The sequence below is a fragment of the Nocardia sp. NPDC058633 genome (assembly GCF_042717045.1).
Taxonomy (GTDB): Bacteria; Actinomycetota; Actinomycetes; order Mycobacteriales; family Mycobacteriaceae; genus Nocardia.
Window position 1 is genome coordinate 182,028 of sequence record NZ_JBHXRA010000008.1, and the last position, 20,500, is coordinate 202,527.

The following is a 20,500-nucleotide window of genomic DNA, read 5'->3' on the forward strand; positions in this document are numbered from 1 at the left end:
CGCCGCCTCGATGGAAGTGACGGAAAAGACGATGCGAACTCAGCGCAGCGCCCTCATGGCAGCAATTCTCCTCGGCTCGGTGCTCGGCGCCTCGGCCTGTTCGGACGACGACTCGAGCTCCACCGCGCCCACCTCCTCCGCGCCGATGACCTCGGCATCGACCACCACCGGCATGCCCGCCGCGGCCGATCTGGTCGGTCCCGGGTGCGCCGAATACGCCGCCCAGGTCCCCAGCGGGCCCGGCTCGGTCAGCGGCATGGCACAAGACCCGGTGGCCACCGCCGCGTCCAACAACCCGATGCTCACCACCCTGGTGTCGGCGGTCTCGGGCAAGCTCAATCCCGAGGTCAACCTGGTCGACACGCTCAACGGCGGCGAGTTCACCGTGTTCGCGCCCGTCGACTCGGCCTTCGCGAAGATCGATCCGGCCACCGTCGAGTCGCTGAAAACCGACTCGGCCACGCTCACCGAGATCCTCACCTACCACGTGGTCCCCGGCCAGATCGCCCCGCAGAGCATCGCGGGTACGCACAAGACGGTGGAGGGCGCTGATGTCACGGTCAGCGGGTCGGGCGACTCCATCAAGGCCGGCGACGCGAATGTCATCTGTGGTGGCGTGCGCACGGCCAACGCGACGGTGTACATGATCGACAGTGTGCTCATGCCTCCCGCGTCCTGATGTATTCGGACATCCCGTTCCCGGCCACGACATCGTGGCCGGGAAGGCGAGACACGAAAACCTCTCGACCGGAGGGAATTTCCGATGAGCGGGAAGAATCGGCGGATCCCCTGGTCGTGGATGGATGACGCGTATCCGTACGCACTGGACGCGCTGGAGCCATGGCAGCGGCGCGCTGTCGACGAATGGCTCGTCGCCGCCCCCGATCGTGCGCCGGAGTTTCACGCTGCCGTTCACCACGTCCACGAGATCATGGCGGCGCTGACCGTCTTCGACTCGGTGGCCTCGCCCGTGCGGCTCGAGTCCGCGCTGTTGCGTGCCCTGGATCGACAGGATCGGCGTCCGCATCCGCTCGCTCGACGTGACGCGCCGGCCCGGCGGTATCTGCGATGGTCGGCCGCGGCGATCGTGGCCCTCGGAGCCGGGTTGGGCATCGCGGCGGCAATCACGCGCCGCCGCTCGACAAGGCAAGGGTGACAGCATGTTCGGCCGTATCGGAGTCACACATCGACAGTCGAGCCGCACCGCGGCGGCGGCCGCGACCATCGCCGCCGCCGCCGTTGTGCTCGGGGTCGGACACCTCGTGGCCGTCCTGCTCGGGCCGACCTCCTCGCCGTTCTTCGTCCTCGGCGCGACGGTGGTCGACAACACGCCGAAGTGGTTGAAGGACAGCGCTATCGACTGGTTCGGCACGAACGACAAGCTGGCGCTGGCGATCACGATGGGTGTGGTCATGGTGGGGGTCGCTGCGCTGATCGGGCAGCTGACCCGCCGCAATCTCGCGCTGGGAGCGTGCGCGCTGGGCGGTCTCGGTCTCGTCGTCGCGGTTCTCGCGCTGTCCAGGCCTACCGCCACACCGTTGTCCGCCGTCCCCGCGGTGTTCGGAACGGGTGCCGGGATCGTGGCACTGTGCGTGCTGTTCCTCGTTCCGGTCGATGACCGTGGGCAGGCCGGGCCCACCCGTCGTGGGTTCCTGCTCGCACTGGCGGCAGTGCTCGCCGGCGCCGCCGCGGCGGGCACCCTGGGGCGGGTCATCGGCAGCCGATTGCGCGATATCGAGGCCGACCGAGCAGCTTTCACGCTTCCGCGGGTCGCCGAACCCATCCCCCCGGTCGCACCCGAGATGGATCTCGCGGTGCCCGGCCTGACCCGGTTCATCACCCCGGCATCGGATTTCTATCGCATCGACACCGCGCTACAGCTCCCGGCGCTCACCCGCGCGCAGTGGCGGCTGCGCATCCACGGAATGGTTCAGCGCGAAATACATCTCGACTTCGACCAATTGAGCGCCCGACGTGCCGTCGAATCCCTCGTCACGCTCACCTGCGTCTCCAACGAAGTCGGCGGCGACCTCGCCGGAACCGCGACCTGGACGGGCTACCGCCTCGGCGATCTGCTCGCCGAAGCGGGCCCGGCTCCCGATGCCGACATGATCCTGTCGCGCAGTATCGACGGATTCACCGCGGGCACTCCGCTGGCCGCTGTGCTCGACAACCCGGACGCACTGCTCGCCGTCGCGATGAACGGCGAGGCCCTACCGGTGACCAACGGTTACCCGGCACGGATGATCGTGCCCGGCCTCTACGGCTATGTCTCGGCCACCAAATGGGTGGTCGACCTCGAGCTCACCCGTTTCGACCGCGCCGAGGCGTACTGGACCGAACGCGGTTGGGCCGACCGCGCACCCATCAAGACCGCGTCCCGGATCGATGTCCCCGACGCGTTCGCGAAGCTCGCCGCCGGGCCCGTGACCGTCGCCGGGGTCGCCTGGGCGCAAGGTCGGGGAATCACCGAGGTGGAGGTCCAGGTCGACGACGGGCCCTGGCAGCGGGCCACCCTCGCCGCCGCGTACTCCCTCGACACCTGGCGCCAATGGACCTGGACGTGGGATGCCTCGCCCGGGACGCACGCGCTGCGAGTGCGCGCGGTCGACGCGACCGGCACGGTACAGACCGACGCGCGGACCACACCGTTCCCCGACGGGTCCACCGGACGGCATTCCCGGGTGGTGACAGTGCGCTGACCTGCGGGTCATGCCGGGCTGATCGCAGCCTGCTCGACGCAGCGCCTCACCCTTGCGACACGAAATCCCGATGACCGTGGATCCGGTCATCGGGATTCGTCGCTGTGCCGGGTCAGGCGACCCGCGGTGCTCGGGAACGCGGGTCGGCTCAGTTCGTTCGGCTACCGACCGACCGTGCCAGGAACGGCCAGGACGTTTTCAGGTCGTCCTCCCAATATCCCCAGGAGTGTGTGCCCACGGGACGTTCGTCCAGCGTGACCGGAATGTTCAACTCCCGCAGGCGGTTCGCGAGGTTCACGGTGCAGAAGTGCACCGCCGCTTCGATGGGTCCGCCGAAGGCGATCTGGACCGGGAGCGGGATCCTGCCGTCCTGGACACGGGCGTCGGCCGGTGTGTCGTGGGGTGCGGCGGGAATGCCGGTACCGGTGCTCAGATAGACCTCGGTGCCGCGCAGGCCCTCGGCATTGACGAGCGGATCGTTGGCGCGCCACAGGGGGCCGTTGCGTGGTCCCCACATGTTCTCGATGCTCTGCCCGCCACCCCAGGTCTCGACCGTGATCCGGACGAATTCCTGGCCGATGGGGTCCGACGTCTGCGCGCAACCGCTGTAGGAGGCCACGCTGTTCCAGAAGCCGGGTTTGGCGATCGCCAGATTCAACACCGACGTGCCACTCATCGACACCCCGACCACGGTGCGGTTTCCGTCGGCACGGAGGAACTCCTCGATCACCGACGGCAACTCGTCGTTGAGGAACGTCTGCCATTTGTTGCGGCCGAGCACCGCGTCGTCGCGCACCCAGTCGGTGTAGTAGGAGCTGGCGCCCCCGACCGGGGTCACGACATTGACGTCCTTGTCCTGCAGGAAGCTCACAGCGTCGGTCTGCGCGTCCCAACCGCTCTGATTCGGGCCACCCTGGGAACCGTTGAGCAGATACATCGTCGGGCGCGGGTTATCGATGTCCGCGGCCCGGATGACCTGCAACGGGATCTGCTTGTCCATCGCAGGCGAGAAGACGGTCACCACGTGGCGCCTGCCGTCGATATCGACCGCCGAGACCACCCGGGCCGTCTCGGGGTCGGCGACAGCGACACTCGTGGGAAGGGCCAGACCCGCAAGGGCCAGCGCGCTCACCAACGCCGCGCGCGCTGACACCGTAGGGATCGATCGCCGTGTTCGTCTCACCAGGAAAACCTCTCGTCTACCGGATGCACTGTGGCAGTGCGGGTCACCCCACGGCGGGCGTGAGGCATGAAGAGAGGTTCGGGCTGCTCCCGTCCACGGTTTGGTGGATCAGCCGACAGATCGCGGCGCCTGGCCCCGCGGCGGTGGTCAGCGGCTGAGGAACTCCTCGATCGCCGGCCAGGTGGTCTCGGCGGCGGCCGCACTGGCGACCATGCCAAGGTGGCCGCCGCTCACCTCCACGAACTCCACCTCGGCGGCATTGGGCAACACGTCGAGGCCGCGGCGCACCGAGGCCGCGGGCACCACCACGTCGCTGCGGCTGCCCGCCAGCAGCACCCGGCAGGTGACCTTCGACAGTTCGATCACCAGGTCCGACCGCAAGCGGATCGAGCCGCTCGCGAGTTCGTTGTGCAGCACCAGACTGCGGTAGATCTGCCAGTACGTGCGGCCGGGGTAGCCGGGCATGGTGGCCATGAACCGGTCGGTGGCCTCCATCCTGGCCAGCGCCTCGGTGTCGAAGGCATTGCGGGCCAAGAACATCGGTTTCGCGAGCTCGCGGTCCAGGGCCTGGATCCGGAAGCCGAGCCGGACGAATTCCTGGGGGATCCCGCCCATGACCTTGGTCGCCAAGGCCATCTCCCGGCCGCCGGTGACCTTGGCGACCAAGCGCAGCGGGATCAGGAACGCGGTGCGGGCCTGGTCGATCGGCGCGGCCAGGCAGGTGATGGAGGCGATCGGCAGGTCGGCGTGGGAGGCCGCGGTCAGCAGGGCCAGCACCCCGCCCAGCGACCAGCCGATGATGTCGACACCACGGCCGTCGTGCTCTTCGGACACCCGCGAGATCGCCTCGGGCACGATGTCGTCGGTCCAGTCCTCCAGGCCGAGATCGCGGTCGGCATAACCGAATTCGCCGTAGTCGACGACATAGGGCTGCCTGCCCTGTTCGAGCAGGTAACGCACCAGACTCTGCCCCGGGCGCAAGTCGAAGCACGCCGTGGTCACCGCGAGCGGTGGTACGAGCAGCACCGGATTGCCCTTCGCCGGCGTGGTGCGGTCGTAGCGCTTCACGTGTCGGTGGGCGCCCTTGTACACCGTCGTCGACGGCGCGGGGCGGTAGGACTCGAGTCCCCCGCCGACCGACACCGACCACACATTGCGCACCGCACGCGGCAACGCGGCAACGATCCCCATCGGTAAACCCCTTACCTCACCAGTCACTGCCTTCCGGCAGACCCACTCGCGCATATATTACCAGTGAGTAAGTTATTTCTTCACGCTGCGTGACGCGCCTTGCTCGCCGTCCGTTCACCGCGGTGACCAGCCGACGAGGCCGTGATGGGTCGTCCGAAGAGAACCCGGAACACGGCGCGGCCGAGGGCTCCGAACCCTCGGCGACCCGCGGGCAGCGTGAGCACGCTGCGCACCGTGCGGGTTCGCGACGGTGTCACCGCCACGCCGGCGAATCGATCGCCGAGCCAGTTCAGGCTCAGCGGTGTCGACAGCGGCAGCAGAGTGAGGTGTTCGCTGGTCCGGTCACGGAAATAGGTCACGTGCGCGCCGTGCTCGCGATAGCGCTGTACGAGCGCGTCGATATCGGCCACCGCGATGATCTGGTCGTGCACGGCCTGCACGACCAACAGCGGCACCGCGGGCGCCCGGTCGCCGAGCGCCAGATCGGCGAAGACCGCCAGCATCGCTTCCATCGCGAGCAGTTCGGCGATCGGAGTCCCGGTGTGCCGGTCGACGTTGTAGCGGGCCAGCCGCAATACCGCGGCGGCCGTCGTCGACTGTGCGGCCTTGTCGAGCACCGCGCGACCTTCGTCGCTGAAATGGGTGTCGACGAGCTCGGCGAAGGCCGGGTACACCCGGCGCAGCGCGGCGACGACGAGCGTGGGCAGTCCGGCGTGCAGGCCGCCGTTGAGCCGATGGAAGGTAGACACCAGATCGCCCACCGGGGAGCCGAGCACGGCACCGACGATGTCGAGTTCGGGCGCGTAGCTCGGCGCCATTTCCGCCGCCCAGGCCGTGGCCAGACCGCCGCCCGAGTAGCCCCACAGGGCTACCTGCGCCGACGGGTCGAGGCCGCCGGGCTCGAAGGCCAGTGCCGCGCGAATGCCGTCGAGTGCGCGGTAGCCCGGTTCGCGCGGTGCACCCCACGCGCCGAGCATGCCTTCGTGATCAGGGATCGAGACCGCCCACCCTCGCGACATCGCGTCGGCGAAGCACAGCAGTTCGACGTGGGTGAAGGTGCCGATGGCGCGGGAGCCGCGCTGCAACGCGTAGGACGGAAACGCGCGCGGCGAGATGGCGTCGATCGCGCACTGGAACGACAGCAGTGGCGCGCCGGGCGAGACACCGCCCATCGGCGCCACCACGGTGGTGACCGACGCCTCGGGCATACCGTTGAGATCGGTGGTGCGATACAGCAGCTGCCAGGCCTGCGCCTTCAGCCCGATCAACCCGAACGCGGCGAGTTCGACGGGCCGCCACCTCAGGATCGTGCCCTCGGCGAGGCTTTCGAACCCGGGCCGAGGGGCGAAGAACGGATCCTGGTCCGGGAGCACGGCTCGCGTGGGCACCGACCAGCTTTCGGCCCTCATACGGCCCTGCGCGCGGGCTCGCTGCGGTAGCGCGACACCGGTCCGTCGATGCCGAGCAGACGCCACACCCGTGCGGCGACCGGGTTCATCAGGCCGATGTCGGTGGCCAGCGCGCGAACATCGGTGAACACATCGCGCTTGACGTGCTGCGATCCGGGGCTGCGCCAGTACGCGTCGCGCATCACCTCGGCCGGGATGGCGAACTTGTCGACGAACTGCTTCGGCGGGGTCGCGATCATCGCCAGCATCACGCGCATGGTGATCGGGAATGCCACGGACAGTACGGTTTTCGATACCGGGTTCATCGACGGCACAGTGCGGCGCAGATACTCGTGCGCGAACGAGATGTGCCTGGCCTCCTCGGCCACATGGATCTCCATGATCCGATGCACCATCGGATGCAGGTCGGTGCCGCTGCGCAGCAACGCCTTCTGCAGATGATCGATCGGCTCCTCGCCACCGAGCACCATCGTGAAGAAGAACCCGGGGAAGTACTTCACCGAGGGCCAGATGATCATCGTGAGCTTGCGATCGATGGTGCCCATGCCGATCACGTCGCGGTAGCCGATGCGGTTGATCATTTCCTGGAACATCATCGTGTGGTTGCACTCTTCGGCAGCCTCGTGGGTGATGTAGCGGAATTCCGGGTCACCGTTGGGCACCGAGGGCAGGTACTGCATGAGCCCGCGGATGAGCAACTGCTCGAAGTCGATGCCCACCTTCGCGATGCCGGCCTGGCGCCACAACCCCATCGCGATCTGCCGTTCGATCGGCTGCGCTTTGTACCAGGGGTGACGGCCCAAGGGATCGGCCTCGGGCAGGATCCAGCGCGGGTCGTCGGAGTGCACGGCGAACTCGGGCGAATCCCAGTCGATATCGACGTAGGGATCGAAGTGTTTGGTCACCGAGCCTTCGGACAGGCTCTGCAGGGCGTCGTGATAGCTGGACAGCGTCATCGGTGTCTCCTCGGTGTGGCTCCTCTCCAGTTTAGTGGTACCGGAGGTACCACACAAGAGTTGGCGCTACCGCGTGTTACATCTAATTCTGCGCCGTCAGATCGGCGATCGAGGTCAGCGGATCGAGCGTGACGCCGACCTCGCGCAGACTGGCGTCGATGATCGCCCAAATGGCGACTTGCAGGTAGGACGATAATTCGTCGGCGTCCATCGGCTGCATCGACCGGCTCAGCCATCGGTTCACACTGCCGTCGACGAAGCTGACCAACCCGAACGCCATCGGTTCGGCGACCGCCACCGGCGCGGACTGCGCCCGCAGCGCACTCACGAACACCTCACGGACGGTACCCGCGATAGCGATCTTGGTCCCGGACACGATCGGCGAGTGGTGATCCTTACTGCCACCCGATCCGGCGCCGAGGAAGTAGTGCAGGCGCGGATTGGCGACTATCCAGCCCACATAGGCGTCGATGGAGCGCGCGATCGCCTCGGTGACGGTGCCCTCGGGGTTGAGCGTCGGCGCGAGTACGGCCATCAGATCGTCGACGATGCGCGTGCGCAGCTGTTCGTCGAGGTCCTTGCGGTCCTTGAAGAGGCGGTACAGGACCGAACGGGGGACGCCGGCGAGGTCGGCGATCTCCTGGACTCCGACCGAGGCACCCTGGGCTTGCACGGCCGCGAGGGCGGCGGCGAGGATCAGTTCGCGGCGGTCGGCGCGATGCCGGTCCCAACGGCTCGCTCTGCCGTCGGTGCGCTGTGCGGTCACTTCTCTCCTAACCGGACCCGGGGTGGTACGCCTTGCTGTGTTTGTTGGAGCGCTGACGCGCTCGAGTCGGGGCCCTTCGGGCCCGGAGATCTTCCCTCCCTCCGGGCACTCCTTCGTCGCACCCTCCGCTCAGTCCAGATCGGGGCGGGCCCCTCCGGGTAAAGACACACATCGGGGTTGCGGTCCGAGTGGGGGTCACTCGGTACAACGGCGAACTGTAGTACAGCGATTCCGGGGATTCCGCTTCGCACGGCACGGGAGCGGTGCCCGTGCCGTGCGAAGCGTCAGGCGATCGCCCCGGCTCGGCGGAGACGGTCGGTCTCGTCGTCGCTGTAGCCGAGCTCGCGCAAGACCTCGGCGGTGTCGGCACCGGTTGCGCTGCCCGGCCGCGGCACCGGTGCGGGCGTGCGCCCGAACCGGGGGGCGGGCGCGGGCTGCCTGATGCCGCCGACCTCGACGAAGGTGTCACGGGCCTTGTTGTGCGGATGCTCGTGTGCCTGCCACGGCGAGAGCACCGGCGACACACAGGCATCCGAGTCCGCGAACACCGCCGACCACTCGTCGCGCGACCTGGTGACGAACACCTCGGCCAGCGCCGCCCGCAGCTCCTCGGCACTGTCGAGGTCGTACTGCGCGGGCAACTCCGCCGACGCCAAGCCGAGCCGGTCGAGCAGTTCGGTGTAGAAGTGCGGCTCCACCGCGCCGACCGCGACATACCCGCCATCGGCGCAGCGATAGGTGTCGTAGTACGCGCCGCCGCCGTCGAGCAGGTTCTCGCCTCGTTCGCCTTCCCACAGGCCCGCGGCGTGCATGCCGTGCAGGAAGGCGGTGAGCAGGGCCGCACCGTCGACCATCGCGGCGTCGACCACCTGACCCAGGCCGGATCGCGTCCGCTCCTGCAGTGCGGCGAGCACACCGACGACGAGCAGCATGCCGCCACCGCCGAAGTCGCCGAGCAGGTTCACCGGCGGGGTCGGATTCTGTCCGGCCCGGCCGAGCAGATCCAGCGCGCCCGCGACACCGATGTAGTTGATGTCGTGACCGGCGGCGTCGGCCAGGGGTCCGTCTTGGCCCCAACCGGTCATCCGGCCGTAGATCAGCCCGGGATTGCGGGTGGCGCAGTCATCGGGACCGATACCCATCCGTTCGGCCACGCCCGGCCGGAACCCTTCGACGAGAATGTCGGCGGTTTCGGCCAGGCGCAGGACGACCTCCCGGCCCTCGGGCGATTTCAGGTCCACCGCGATCGAGGAGCGGCCGCGGTCGAGCACACCCGACGGGGCGAGCAGCCCGGCCGAGTCGCCGACCCGATCCACGCGGATCACCTCGGCGCCGAGATCGGCCAGCACCATGCAGGCGAAGGGACCCGGTGCGAGACTGGCGATCTCGATCACCCGCAGACCGGTCAGTGGTCCGCTCGCGCGAGAGCCGGGAGTGCTCACCCGTTCACCGCCGCATCCCGTGGCAGGCCGAGCATCCGCTCACCGATGACATTGAGCTGGACCTCGGTAGTTCCGCCGTAGATCGTGGTGGCTCGGCCCGCGATCAGCTGTTCCATCGCGTGATCGCTGCGCTCGCCGGGCACCGACACCACGCCGGCGACACCGAGTTCGGCGACGACGTACTCCGAAATCGCTTGCCCCAGTGCCATTCCCAGTAGCTTGCCGACGCTGGACGTGGTGGACACGTCGATCCCGGAGAGCTGCTTGAGCACCACCCGCGAACCGATCACGTCGACCGCGCGGCTCTCGGCCATCAGTTCGCCGAGCCGGTAGCGCGCCACCGGGGAGAGGTCGCGACCGATCGCGAAACGCAGCAGGTCGGTGTCGGTGGCGTAGGCCTCCATCTTCTGGCTCAGCGCCACCCGCTCACCCGCGAGGGTGGTGCGGGCCACGTGCCAGCCATCGTCCACGGCGCCGACCACGTTCTCGTCGGGAATGAACACCTCGTCGAGGAACACCTCGTTGAACAGCGCCGATCCGGTCATCTCCCGCAGTGGGCGCACCGTGATGCCGGGCGAGGACATGTCGAGCACGAAGTAGGTGATGCCTTCGTGTTTGGGCTTGTCGGGGCTGGTGCGCGCGATCAGCATCGCCCAGTCGGAGAACTGGGCGACCGTGGTCCAGATCTTCTGCCCGGTGACCCGCCAGCCACCCTCGACCTTGGTGGCCTTGGTGGTCAGGCTCGCCAGATCCGAGCCCGCGCCCGGTTCGCTGAACAGCTGACACCACACCAGTTCGCCGCGCAATGTCGGCACGACCAGTTCTTGCTTCTGCCGGTCGTCACCGTGCGGAACGATCGCGCCGACCGCCCAGGTGCCCATCAGCAGCTGCGGCATCTGGATGCCGGAGGTCTTGATCTCCTGGGCGATCACCACCTGCTCGAGCGGGGCGGCGGAGCGGCCGTAGGGGCGGGGCAGGTGCGGAAGGTTCCAGCCACCGTCGCCGAGGGCGACGAGCTGGTCGTCCTCGTCGTCGATCGCCGCGATCTGGGCGAGCTCGGCGCGGACCGTGGCCCGGATCTGTTCGGCCTCGGCGGGCAGTTCCAGTTCGCTGGACAGGGTCGACCCCGACAGCGCGTACCCGGCCACCGCTTCGGCCCGTTCGTCGCGCGGGCCGAGCAGCCCGCGCAGCGCGAGCGCACGCCGGTAGTACAGGTGCGCGTCGTGCTCCCAGGTGAAGCCGATGCCGCCGTGCACCTGGATGCACTCCTGGGCCACCTGCACCGCGGCATCCGGGATGATCAGCGCGGCGACGGCCGCCGCGTAATCGGCGGTGTCGTCGTCGCGATCGAGGGCGAACGCGGCATCCCACAGCACAGCGCGCGCCTTCTCCAGCGCGATGCCCATCTGGGCGCATTTGTGCTTGACCCCCTGGAACTGACCGATCGGCCGACCGAACTGCACCCGGGTCTTGGCGTATTCCGACGCGGTCGACACACACCACGACATCACGCCGACCGCCTCGGCGCCGAGAACCACCGCGGCCACCGAACGTACGCGCGTCGAGCTCACGTCGAGCACCCGATCGACCGAGACCTCGACCGAATCCGCCTGCAGCCGTGCCGAACCGCGCAGCACATCGATGCTGTCCTGCGCACTGATCGTCAGCTCGATGTTCTCGAAGACGACCCACCGCTGTACGCCGGCCACTGTGACCGGCGCGATGACGACATCGGCCGATCGTGCCCCCAGCACACCGTCGGCGGTGCCACTGACGGTCAAGGTCGTGTCGGTCAGGGTGCCGGTCAGGTTCGATGTCAGCGCCACCGCACCGGTGCGCGATCCGTCCGACAGACCGGCGAGCCGTGCCGACGCGGAATCCGACGTGCCCTCGGCACGTTCACCGCACGCGGCGGCCAGGACCGCACCGGCCAGGACGGTCGGCACGAACGGGCCGGTGTGCAATCCCCGACCGAGCGGTTCGAGTGCGACGGCCAGCGTCAGCAGGCCCGCCCCCTGACCGCCCAGATCCTCGGCGATGTGCAGGCTCAGCAGATCCTGAGCGACGAGAGCGTCCCAGTACGGCAGGACCTTGCCCGGGTCGGTGGACTCCACCGCGGCCCGGACGACCTCGGCCGTGATGGTCCGCTCGACGAATCCGGCGACCGCGTCGGCGAGGGCCAGGTGGTCCTCGCTGACGCCGACCCCGAGCTCATAACTGTTGCGCGCCATGGCTAGTTGGCCTCTTTCAGCTGGGCGGCCACCTCGTCGATGGTCCACGGTCCGTCGGTTTCCACGGTGCGCACGTCGTGCCAGCCGGCCAGTTCGACGATCGCACCGCCCTGGACGGCGAAGACCTTGCCGGTGAGCGAGCAGTCGGCCGCGGCGAGATGGGCCACCAGCGGCGAGATGTTGGCCGGAGCGAAGGCGTCGAACTCGCCCTCGGGCACCTCGGCCGCGAACAGCGCGCCCATGCCGGGGGTGGCCAGGGTCAGCCGGGTCCGCGCGATCGGGGCGATCGCGTTCACCCGCACGCCGTACCGTTCGAGTTCGTCGGCGGCGACCAGCGTCAGCGCGGCGATGCCCGCCTTGGCGGCACCGTAGTTGCCCTGACCCGCGTTGGGCATGAAGGTGCCCGAGGCCGACGCGGTATTGATCACCGAGGCCGACACCGGGGTACCGGCCTTGGACTGCGCCTTCCAGTACGCCGCCGCGTGATGCAGGGTGGCGGCGTGGCCTTTGAGGTGCACCGCGATGACCGAGTCCCACTGCGACTCGTCCATGCCGGCGATGAACGCGTCGCGCAGGATGCCCGCGTTGTTCACCACGATGTCGAGAGTGCCGTACTCGCTGATCGCCTGGTCGACAAGGGCTTTCGCCCCGTCCCAGGTGGCGATGTTGTCGGTGTTGGCGACCGCGGTGCCACCGGCGGCGACGATCTCGTCGACCACCTGCTGGGCCGGGCCCGCATCGGTGCCGGTGCCGTCGTTGGCGCCGCCGAGGTCGTTGACCACGACCTCGGCGCCTTCGCGGGCGAACAGCAGCGCGTGTTCACGGCCGATGCCGCGACCGGCGCCGGTGATGACCGCGACGCGACCGTCGAGTTTTCCCATGAGTCTTGTCTCCTAGTTGATTTCGACGCGGCCGTCGGTGATCGCGATCTGGCCCGCGGCTTCGGTCTCGAAGGCGTAGGCCCGCACGCCGGGATCATCGGATTCGGTGGACCAGAAGGTGGTGGTGATGTCCTGGCCGGGCAGTACCGGCTTGGCGAACCGCACAGCGAGCCTGCGCAGTCGCGCGGTATCGCCGTCGGCGAGTTCGGTCAACGCGGCCCACGACGTGAACGCCATGGTGCACAGACCGTGGTTGATGATGCCGGGAAGCCCTGCCATCCGGGCGATTTCGTCGTCGAGATGAATCGGCATCGGGTCACCCGAGGCCGGGGAATAGCGGAAGGTCTGGTCCTGGTCGACGTGCGCGTCGACCTTCGCGACCGGATCGGCTGCCCGATCCTCGTCGGTGATCCGGTGTGCGGGCGCAGGCTCCCCTTCACCGGGACCGGCATCGACTTTGCGGAAGAACGCGGTCATCCACTGCTCGTTGACGAGTTCGCCGGTGGCGTCACGTGTTTCGGCGTACACGACCACGGTGGAGCCGTTCGGACGGCCCACGTAGCCGATCGGCTTTGCCCGCACCACCAGCTCGTCACCGGCCCGGATCGGCCGATGGAACAGGAAGTCCTGTTCACCGTGGACCAGCTTCATCAGCAGTTCCACCGGCGCGACCGACAGTGCGGCGGGCGCCATCGAGGTGAACACCGGCACCACCGCGAACACCGGCGGCGCGATCTCGCCCGACAGGTGCGCGGCGATCGGATCATTGGTCGCCGCGGCGTATTCCGCGATCCGCTCGGCGGTGACTGAGAATCGTTCTTCGTCGGTCCACTCCCCCAGGCCGGAGCCGTCGAAGACGACTCCGGCCGACTCCGAGGTGGTCATGCGGCCGAACCGACGAGCTCGGTGAACTTGTCCATCGACTCCTTCAAGTCGGCTTCGGCGTGCTTGGCCACGGCCTTGCCGATCGGGCCGACGATCATCGCGCCCTTGAAGCTCGCGTCGAACGCGGCCGAGGACCCCGTGTCGGTGGGTTCGACCTTCAGCACGAATTCGATGGTGACACCGGCCATTCCGGCGCCGGTGATCCGCAGGAAGGAGTTCGGCACGACCTCGGCCACGGTCCATTCGATCTTGTTGGCCATGTTCATCACCGAGACCACCTCGGTGAACCGCGAACCCGCGGCGAGCTCGGCGGGCAGATCGCCGCGCCAGCCCTGGTGAATGGTCAGCCATTCCTCCCAGTTCGCGAGATCGCTCAGCCGGGCCCACGCCAGCTCGGGGGCGACGGGGAGTGCGGTGGAAACGGACACAGATGCCATGGGGTTACTCCTTGTGTGATGCGGAAGGGGAAAGTCAGCGGACGGCGGGGCGATAGGCGGTGACCACGACCGCGCCGCCCAGTCCGATGTTGTGCTGCAGGGCGATGCGCGCGTCGGTGACCTGGCGGGCGTCGGCGTCGCCGCGCAGCTGCCAGGTGAGTTCGCTGCACTGGGCCAGACCGGTCGCGCCGAGGGGGTGCCCCTTGGAGATCAGGCCGCCCGACGGGTTGACGACCCACTGGCCGCCGTAGGTGGTGGCATTGTCGTCGACGAGTCGACCGCCCTCGCCCGGCGCGCACAGGCCCAGCGCCTCGTAGGTGAGCAGTTCGTTGGTGGAGAAGCAGTCGTGCAGCTCGATGACGTCGATGTCGGCGGGGCCGATGCCGGCCTGCTCGTAGACCTTGCGCGCCGCGGTGCGCGACATGTCGGCGCCGACCAGATTGATCGCGCTGTTGGTGGAGAAGGTGGTCTGCAGGTCGGTGACCATGGCCTGCCCGACGATCTCGACCGCACGATCGGCCAGGTTGTGCCGGTCGACGAAGTCCTCGCTCGCCAGGATCACCGCGCCCGAACCATCGGAGGTCGGCGAGCACTGCAGCTTGGTGAGCGGACCGTAGATCTGCTTGGCGCCCAGCACTTCTTCCAGGCTGTATTCCTTCTGGAACTGCGCGTAGGGGTTGTTCACCGAGTGCTTGTGGTTCTTCACGCCGATCTTGGCGAACTGCTCGGCCGTGGTGCCGTAGAGCTCCATGTGCTCTTTACCCGCGGCACCGAACATGTACGGCGCGGGCGGCATCGCGAACTCCTGGAGTTCGGCCAGAGCCAGCAGGTGCTTCATCATCGGCTGCTCGCGGTCGTCGTAGGTCGACCCGAGCGAACCCTTCTGCATCTTCTCGAAGCCGAGGGCGAGGGTGCACTCGGCCAGACCGCCGCGAATCGCCTGCGCCGCGAGGTAGAGCGCGGTGGATCCGGTGGAACAGTTGTTGTTGACGTTGACGACCGGAATACCGGTCATCCCCAGTTCGTAGACCGCGCGCTGCCCCGAGGTGGACTCGCCGTACACATAGCCGACGTAGGCCTGCTCGACCTGGTCGTAGTCGATTCCGGCATCGGCGAGCGCCTTGGTCCCCGCCTCGCGGGCCATTTCCGGATAGTCCCACTCCAGCGAGCCGGGCTTCTCGAACTTCGTCATACCGACGCCGACGACGAACACCTTCTGTGTCATGAACGCACTCCCGTGTGCCGTGTGTCCCGAATACCTGAGACACGGTGTCCATGTAATTTATGTTGGACACCGCGTCCAGGTCAATACCCCGGCACCTGCGTTCCGAAATTCGGCGAAAGGCACGCCGGGGCCCACCCATCGGTCGTGGGAAATCTCTGTGAACTAACCAATGTGTAAATTCCGAATTGGTCAATTCAAAGGGCCGCCGCCGTGGCAACCCCGGGAACTGGTCACTACCCGAACCGCACCGAAAACAGCCTCGACGCAGGGGCGATGAGGCCCCGCGCAGCTACCTCAGGTCTGCTGGCCGAACCGGCGCGGCTTCCTCGATCCCATGATGTCGGTCCACCAGGACTGCAACGGGCTCGGTTCGGGCCAGTGGACGGTCGGGTCTTCTTCCTCGGGTTCGGCGGGTGAGATGTCGGACGGATCGTCGTCGAGATCGCTGGTCATGCAGGTTTCTTCCTCGGATCGATCGACGGCGCGCTGCGGCAGACGAGAGAGGGAATGACAGCCGATGACTCGAGGCCGAGTGCGGCGACGACGCGTTGATCGCCGCTGGTACACGGGCGACCTGTATACGTTCAACGGTACACGGCGGGGATGAACCGCCGGTATCGAATCATGCCCTTTACACCACAGTGCGAGTTACGTTCTGCAGCAACCCGTTTGGTGCACTCGCCGGTTTGCACTGCTAACGTGTCCGCATCACCGAAGCGCCGGGCAGCGAGCCCGGACTCGTCTGAGCTCACGCGCGTGACGCCGAATTATGGTGCGACGCAGCCCCTGTGAGAACAGAGCATCGGCGAGAAGTCTCGTCGGAGAGACCGGCGAGGACCCGGCCACCACGGCTCTTCGGTCGGTACAAACGACAAAGGAACCGATGACTCCGACGCTCGCGGTCTTCTTGTTCTCCCTGGCGACCCTGGTCCTGCTCGGCGCCGTCGCTGTCGCGCTACAGGCCTTGCGCAACGAACGTCAGGTCCGCGGCCGCCTTGCGGTGGCCGAACGAGACCTGCACGCCAAAGACACAGCGATGGAGCAGATGTCGCTCGCCCACGCCGAGGATTTGCGGGCCCGAGACGACGAGGCGGCACTGGCCGAACAGGCCGCACGCGAGCACGCCGCGGCGCAGGTCGAGGCGGCACAGGAGCAGACGCGCGCGCAGGTCTCCGCCGACGCCCGCGCCGCCACGAGCAACGCGGTCCGCGCGTTCGGCACCACCGTGGTCAGCCTCGGCGCCGACGTCGGCCAGGTGGTGAGCAACGCGCTGCGGGAAAACCGCAACGACGAGGTCTACGCGACACTGACCCGCATCGACCACACGGTCCAGCAGATGATCCGCCAGGCGCAGGCCTACGTCATCGTCTCGGGCGGGCTGCCCGGCAGGCGCTGGCCACAGCAGACCGTCGGCGACGTGGTGGGCGGCGCCACCGGCCGGGTGCGCGACTATCTGCGCGTGCGCGCGGGCAACTGTGACCTGGTGGTCATGAGCCGGGCCGTCGAACCGCTCGTGCACACGGTCGCGACCCTGCTCGACAACGCGCTGCGCTACTCGCCACCGTCGTCGTTCGTCGACATCTCCTACCAGCAGGGCCACCACGGCGTGACCGTGATCATCGACGACGCCGGCGTGCGGATGAGCCACGAACAGATGGAGGAGGCGCGCCAGGTGCTCTCGGGTGAGCGCGTCGTCGACATCAACGCGCTCGGTCCCTCACCGCGAGTGGGATTCCCCGGCGTGGCCGCGCTCGCGCGCCGCTACGGCTTCGCCGCCTATGTCGACGGGCCCAATATCTACGGCGGCACCAGGGCGATGGTCTTCGTTCCCGCCGCCCTGCTCGTCGCGGCCACCGAGGTGCACCGTCCCAAGCACGCCGAGGCGCCCGAGCCGACACCAGCACCACCACCAGTGGCCGAGATCGCCGCGGCCGCGCCCGAGCTGGATGTGGTCGAGCACGACCGCACCACGGGCGGACTACCCAAGCGCACCCGCCGCACCGTCGCCCCGGCCGACGAGCGCGCCGACACCGGTGAGGTGCTCGCGCGGCCCGAGCTCGCGGCGGCATGGCACAGCGGCTCCAGACACGGCCGCGCCGCGGCCGCACGCTCGACGAAAGGGCACGACAGCTGATGAGTACTCCGATCGCGAACAGCACCAACCGCCTCGCGTGGCTGCTCGACGACCTGGCGCTCGACGGCGTCCGCTTCGCGGTGTTGTTATCCGAGGACGGCCTACGCGTGGCGCATTCCGGCTCGATCACCATCGACGACGCGGAGCGTTTCGCGGCCGCCGCGTGCGGGCTGCGCTCGCTGGGCAAGGTCCTCGGCGAGTTCTGTGGTGGGCTCGCGAACTCGGTGCGCCAGAACATGACCGAATACGACGAGGGCATGGTCCTGATCACGGCCGCGGGCGCGGGCACCCTGCTCGGCGTCGCCACGGCCCCCGATGTGGACCTCGCGCTCGTGGCCCATCGCATGAACGAGCTGGCCGCCCGGGTCGGCCACGAACTCGGCGCGTCGCCGAGGCACCGATCCTCGACTCAGGAGTACACGCTGTGACACTGGACGTTTCGCCGGACTCGCGCAGCGGTCAGGACCGGGTGCCGCTGTACTCGCCGGAGTTCGCGGCCGATCCGCAGAGCACCTACCGCGCCATGCGGCACCGCTTCGGCTCGCTGGTGCCGGTCGACCTGGTGCCCGGCGTTCCCGCCACCCTGGTGATCGGCTACCGCACCGCGGTGCAGATTCTCAACGATCCCGACCATTTTCCCGCCGACCCGCGGATGTGGCAGCGCGACATCCCCGCCGACTGTCCCGTGCTTCCGATGATGCGCTACCGCCCGAACGCGATTCGGACCGCGGGCGTGGAACACACCCGCCACCGGCAGGTCACCGTCGCGGGACTGGCGGGGGTCGACCTCTACCAGCTGCATCGCACCGTCGAGCAGATCGCGATGCCGGTGATCAATTCGTTCTGCTCCGACGGTAGCGCGGACCTGTTGAGCCAGTACGCCTTTCCCGTCATCTTCGCCACCATCAACGCGATGCTCGGTGTCCCCGCCGACATCGGCGGGCGGGTGGCGACCGGGATGGCGCAGATGTTCGAGGGCGGCGACACCGCGGCCACCGGCACGCAGATGATGGAGGAAGCGCTCTACGACCTGGTGCGTCTCAAGCAGAGCGAACCCGGCGACGATGTGACGACCCGGTTGGTGCAGCATCCGCAGCGACTCACCGACGAAGAGTTGATGAACCAGGTGCTCACGATGTACGGCGCGGGGATCGAGCCGATGCTCAACCTGATTCTCAACACGGTGCGGCTGATGCTCACCGATCAGCGTTTCGCGGGCAGCCTGCTCGGCGGCAGCCTGTCCACCCGCGACGCGCTCGACGAGGTGCTCTACACCGATCCGCCGATGGCCAACTTCTGCACCACCTATCCACGTCAGCCGATTCTGGTCGACGACGTGTGGCTGCCCGCGCATCAGCCGGTCGTGATCAGCATGGCCGCGTGCAACAACGATCCCGCGATCGGGACCGGCGATTTCCTCGACAACCGCGCACACCTGGCGTGGAGCACCGGCCCGCACGGCTGCCCGGCGAAATCGCCCGCCTACCTGATCGCCCAGGAGGCCATCGACCAGCTTCTCGACGCGTTGCCGGAGCTCGAGCTGGCGGTGCCCGCGAACGAATTGGTCTGGCGGCCGGGGCCTTTCCACCGCGCGTTGGCCGGGCTGCCGGTGGTGTTCCCGAGCACTGCCCCGCTGGTGGTGCCCGGCAACTGACGTTCTCGGTCGGCCGAGGCGCACGGGTCGGCCGACCGAGTTCGACACTATGCGCCGTGGACGTAGGCCGGCAGGCTCCGGTGACCGTTGGAGATGAAACTGGGCACCGTGCCGAGTTCGGACACGGGAGCGGCCAGCGTCAGATCCGCGAACCGCTCGAACAGGGCGGGCAGCGACACCAGCGCCTCGAGCCTGGCCAGCGGCGCACCCAGACAGTGATGCGCCCCGTAGCCGAAGGCCATGTGCGACTGCTTCTGCCGCTGGGGGTCGAATTCGTCGGCGGTCGCGCCGTGCAGCTTCGGATCGCGCGCGGCACCGGCGTAGCTCGCCAGGATCGGATCGCCCTTGGCGATCCGCACACCGTCGATCTCGATGTCGTCCACCGCGAAACGCAAGGGCAGATGCGCGACCGGCGACTCGAATCGCAGCGTCTCCTCGACCACGTCGGGCCAGGTGATCGTGCCCGCGCGCAGGCCCTCGCGCACCTCGGGCCGGGTGAGCAGCGCGGTGATGGCCTGGTCGAGCAGGTTCACAGTGGTCTCGTGACCCGCCGAGATCACCAGCAGCAGCGTGCCGACGAGCTCCTCCTCGGTGAGCTGGCCCTCGTCCTCGTCGCGCTGGACGATCAGCAGGCTCGTGATGTCGTCGCCGGGCTGTTCGCGCCGCAGCGCCACCAGTTCACCGAGGATCCGGTACATCTCCATGTAGTTGGCCTGCGACTGCTCCGGCGTGAGCGAGGTGTCGAAGATCCCGTCGACGCACGTGCGCAGGCCGGGGTTCAACGACTCCGGCACCCCCATCAGTTCCGAGATCACCTGGATCGGCAGCGGATACGCGAACCGCTCGCGCAGGTCCACCGTCTCACCGGGCGGAGTCTGCGCCAGCCCGTCGAGCAGTTCGGCAGTGATGCGCTCGACCTGTGCGCGCATGGCCTCGGTGCGCCGCGCGGTGAAGGCCGGCGCCACCAACTTGCGCAGCCTGCGGTGATCGGAGCCGTAGGCGGTGAACATGTTCGGCGCGGAAACCCACAGGTACAGCGGCCAATCCGGCGGAATCTCACCCGCGACGAACGCGGGCCAGTGCTGGCTCGCGTCCTTGGAGACCCGGGGATCGATCAGCAGTTTCTCCAGCAGTGCGGCATCGGTGATCGACCACGCCTGCACCCCGCCCGGCAACTCGACCCTGGTAGCGGGGCCGTGCGACCTGATCTCGACGATCTCACCTTGAATATCTTGCCCGGTCGGATCCATCACGACCCGATTCGTCACCGTTTCCACTGTGAAACCTCTCGATCACCCGGTGCCCCGCAGACCCCGGTTCTCCGCGACGCAACGAAACATATTGCTGGACTAGACCTTACGGTCCGTTAGCGATGCTACCGGCCGAACGTGTCTGTCGCAGTGA

At 68.1% G+C, this 20,500-nt stretch carries 19 protein-coding genes; 6 read left to right on the forward strand and 13 right to left on the reverse strand.

The window, feature by feature from the left end; genetic code table 11:
- Positions 1 to 31: 31 nt before the first annotated feature.
- The 3 genes from ACFWUR_RS12665 to ACFWUR_RS12675 all read left to right on the forward strand — a co-directional run bounded on the left by ACFWUR_RS12665 (position 32) and on the right by ACFWUR_RS12675 (position 2,702).
- The gene (locus tag ACFWUR_RS12665) at positions 32 to 679 is read left to right on the forward strand and encodes a fasciclin domain-containing protein (RefSeq protein WP_378906108.1); all 648 of its coding nucleotides are present in this window, start codon (positions 32 to 34) and stop codon (positions 677 to 679) included.
- 84 nt (positions 680 to 763) lie between these two features.
- Positions 764 to 1,156: a hypothetical protein gene (locus tag ACFWUR_RS12670; protein ID WP_378906110.1), complete on the forward strand. Its 393-nt coding sequence runs from the start codon at positions 764 to 766 to the stop codon at positions 1,154 to 1,156.
- 4 nt (positions 1,157 to 1,160) lie between these two features.
- A complete protein-coding gene (locus ACFWUR_RS12675) occupies positions 1,161 to 2,702 on the forward strand; it encodes a molybdopterin-dependent oxidoreductase (protein ID WP_378906112.1) in 1,542 nt (513 codons plus the stop codon).
- Between the two features lie 148 nt (positions 2,703 to 2,850).
- On the opposite strand, the gene ACFWUR_RS12680 is transcribed toward ACFWUR_RS12675, so the two are convergent.
- The 12 genes from ACFWUR_RS12680 to ACFWUR_RS12735 form a co-directional block, all read right to left on the reverse strand.
- Complete coding sequence (locus ACFWUR_RS12680; RefSeq protein WP_378906114.1) at positions 2,851 to 3,855, reverse strand: alpha/beta hydrolase; 1,005 nt, start codon at positions 3,853 to 3,855, stop codon at positions 2,851 to 2,853.
- 177 nt (positions 3,856 to 4,032) lie between these two features.
- The gene (locus ACFWUR_RS12685; RefSeq protein ID WP_378906116.1) at positions 4,033 to 5,076 is read right to left on the reverse strand and encodes an alpha/beta fold hydrolase; all 1,044 of its coding nucleotides are present in this window, start codon (positions 5,074 to 5,076) and stop codon (positions 4,033 to 4,035) included.
- Positions 5,077 to 5,156: 80 nt separating this feature from the next.
- Positions 5,157 to 6,464 carry a lipase family protein gene (locus tag ACFWUR_RS12690; RefSeq protein WP_378906118.1) on the reverse strand — a complete coding sequence of 436 codons (1,308 nt, stop codon included), beginning with the start codon at positions 6,462 to 6,464 and terminating at the stop codon, positions 5,157 to 5,159.
- A 17-nt stretch (positions 6,465 to 6,481) separates the two neighbouring features.
- Positions 6,482 to 7,441, reverse strand: a complete 960-nt coding sequence (locus ACFWUR_RS12695) for a diiron oxygenase (RefSeq protein ID WP_378906120.1) — start codon at positions 7,439 to 7,441, stop codon at positions 6,482 to 6,484.
- Positions 7,442 to 7,523: 82 nt separating this feature from the next.
- Positions 7,524 to 8,207 (reverse strand): TetR/AcrR family transcriptional regulator, encoded by a 684-nt coding sequence (locus ACFWUR_RS12700; RefSeq protein WP_378906122.1) that lies wholly within the window; start codon positions 8,205 to 8,207, stop codon positions 7,524 to 7,526.
- Positions 8,208 to 8,491: 284 nt separating this feature from the next.
- The gene (locus ACFWUR_RS12705) at positions 8,492 to 9,649 is read right to left on the reverse strand and encodes a CaiB/BaiF CoA transferase family protein (protein ID WP_378906124.1); all 1,158 of its coding nucleotides are present in this window, start codon (positions 9,647 to 9,649) and stop codon (positions 8,492 to 8,494) included.
- Positions 9,646 to 11,880, reverse strand: a complete 2,235-nt coding sequence (locus ACFWUR_RS12710; protein WP_378906126.1) for an acyl-CoA dehydrogenase — start codon at positions 11,878 to 11,880, stop codon at positions 9,646 to 9,648. Before ACFWUR_RS12710 ends, ACFWUR_RS12705 begins: the two co-directional genes overlap by 4 nt.
- 2 nt (positions 11,881 to 11,882) lie before the next feature.
- Positions 11,883 to 12,761 carry an SDR family oxidoreductase gene (locus ACFWUR_RS12715; RefSeq protein ID WP_378906128.1) on the reverse strand — a complete coding sequence of 293 codons (879 nt, stop codon included), beginning with the start codon at positions 12,759 to 12,761 and terminating at the stop codon, positions 11,883 to 11,885.
- 12 nt (positions 12,762 to 12,773) lie between these two features.
- A complete protein-coding gene (locus tag ACFWUR_RS12720) occupies positions 12,774 to 13,646 on the reverse strand; it encodes a MaoC/PaaZ C-terminal domain-containing protein (protein WP_378906130.1) in 873 nt (290 codons plus the stop codon).
- A complete protein-coding gene (locus tag ACFWUR_RS12725) occupies positions 13,643 to 14,083 on the reverse strand; it encodes an SRPBCC family protein (RefSeq protein WP_378906132.1) in 441 nt (146 codons plus the stop codon). Before ACFWUR_RS12725 ends, ACFWUR_RS12720 begins: the two co-directional genes overlap by 4 nt.
- Before the next feature lie 34 nt (positions 14,084 to 14,117).
- Positions 14,118 to 15,308 (reverse strand): lipid-transfer protein, encoded by a 1,191-nt coding sequence (locus tag ACFWUR_RS12730; protein WP_378906134.1) that lies wholly within the window; start codon positions 15,306 to 15,308, stop codon positions 14,118 to 14,120.
- 294 nt (positions 15,309 to 15,602) lie between these two features.
- Entirely contained in the window at positions 15,603 to 15,761 is a 159-nt protein-coding gene (locus ACFWUR_RS12735) for a hypothetical protein (RefSeq protein ID WP_378906136.1), read from the reverse strand.
- A gap of 430 nt (positions 15,762 to 16,191) precedes the next feature.
- Here ACFWUR_RS12735 and ACFWUR_RS12740 point away from each other — a divergent pair, with 430 nt between their 5' ends.
- From ACFWUR_RS12740 to ACFWUR_RS12750, 3 genes are read left to right on the forward strand one after another with little or no spacing between them, the layout of a single operon-like run.
- Entirely contained in the window at positions 16,192 to 17,442 is a 1,251-nt protein-coding gene (locus tag ACFWUR_RS12740; protein WP_378906138.1) for a sensor histidine kinase, read from the forward strand.
- Entirely contained in the window at positions 17,442 to 17,870 is a 429-nt protein-coding gene (locus tag ACFWUR_RS12745; RefSeq protein WP_378906140.1) for a roadblock/LC7 domain-containing protein, read from the forward strand. The genes ACFWUR_RS12740 and ACFWUR_RS12745 overlap by 1 nt, the downstream gene beginning before the upstream one ends.
- Before the next feature lie 2 nt (positions 17,871 to 17,872).
- Positions 17,873 to 19,096, forward strand: coding sequence for a cytochrome P450 (locus ACFWUR_RS12750; RefSeq protein ID WP_378906370.1), 1,224 nt, complete (start codon positions 17,873 to 17,875; stop codon positions 19,094 to 19,096).
- Between the two features lie 47 nt (positions 19,097 to 19,143).
- On the opposite strand, the gene ACFWUR_RS12755 is transcribed toward ACFWUR_RS12750, so the two are convergent.
- A complete protein-coding gene (locus tag ACFWUR_RS12755) occupies positions 19,144 to 20,346 on the reverse strand; it encodes a cytochrome P450 (RefSeq protein ID WP_378906372.1) in 1,203 nt (400 codons plus the stop codon).
- Positions 20,347 to 20,500: the final 154 nt, after the last annotated feature.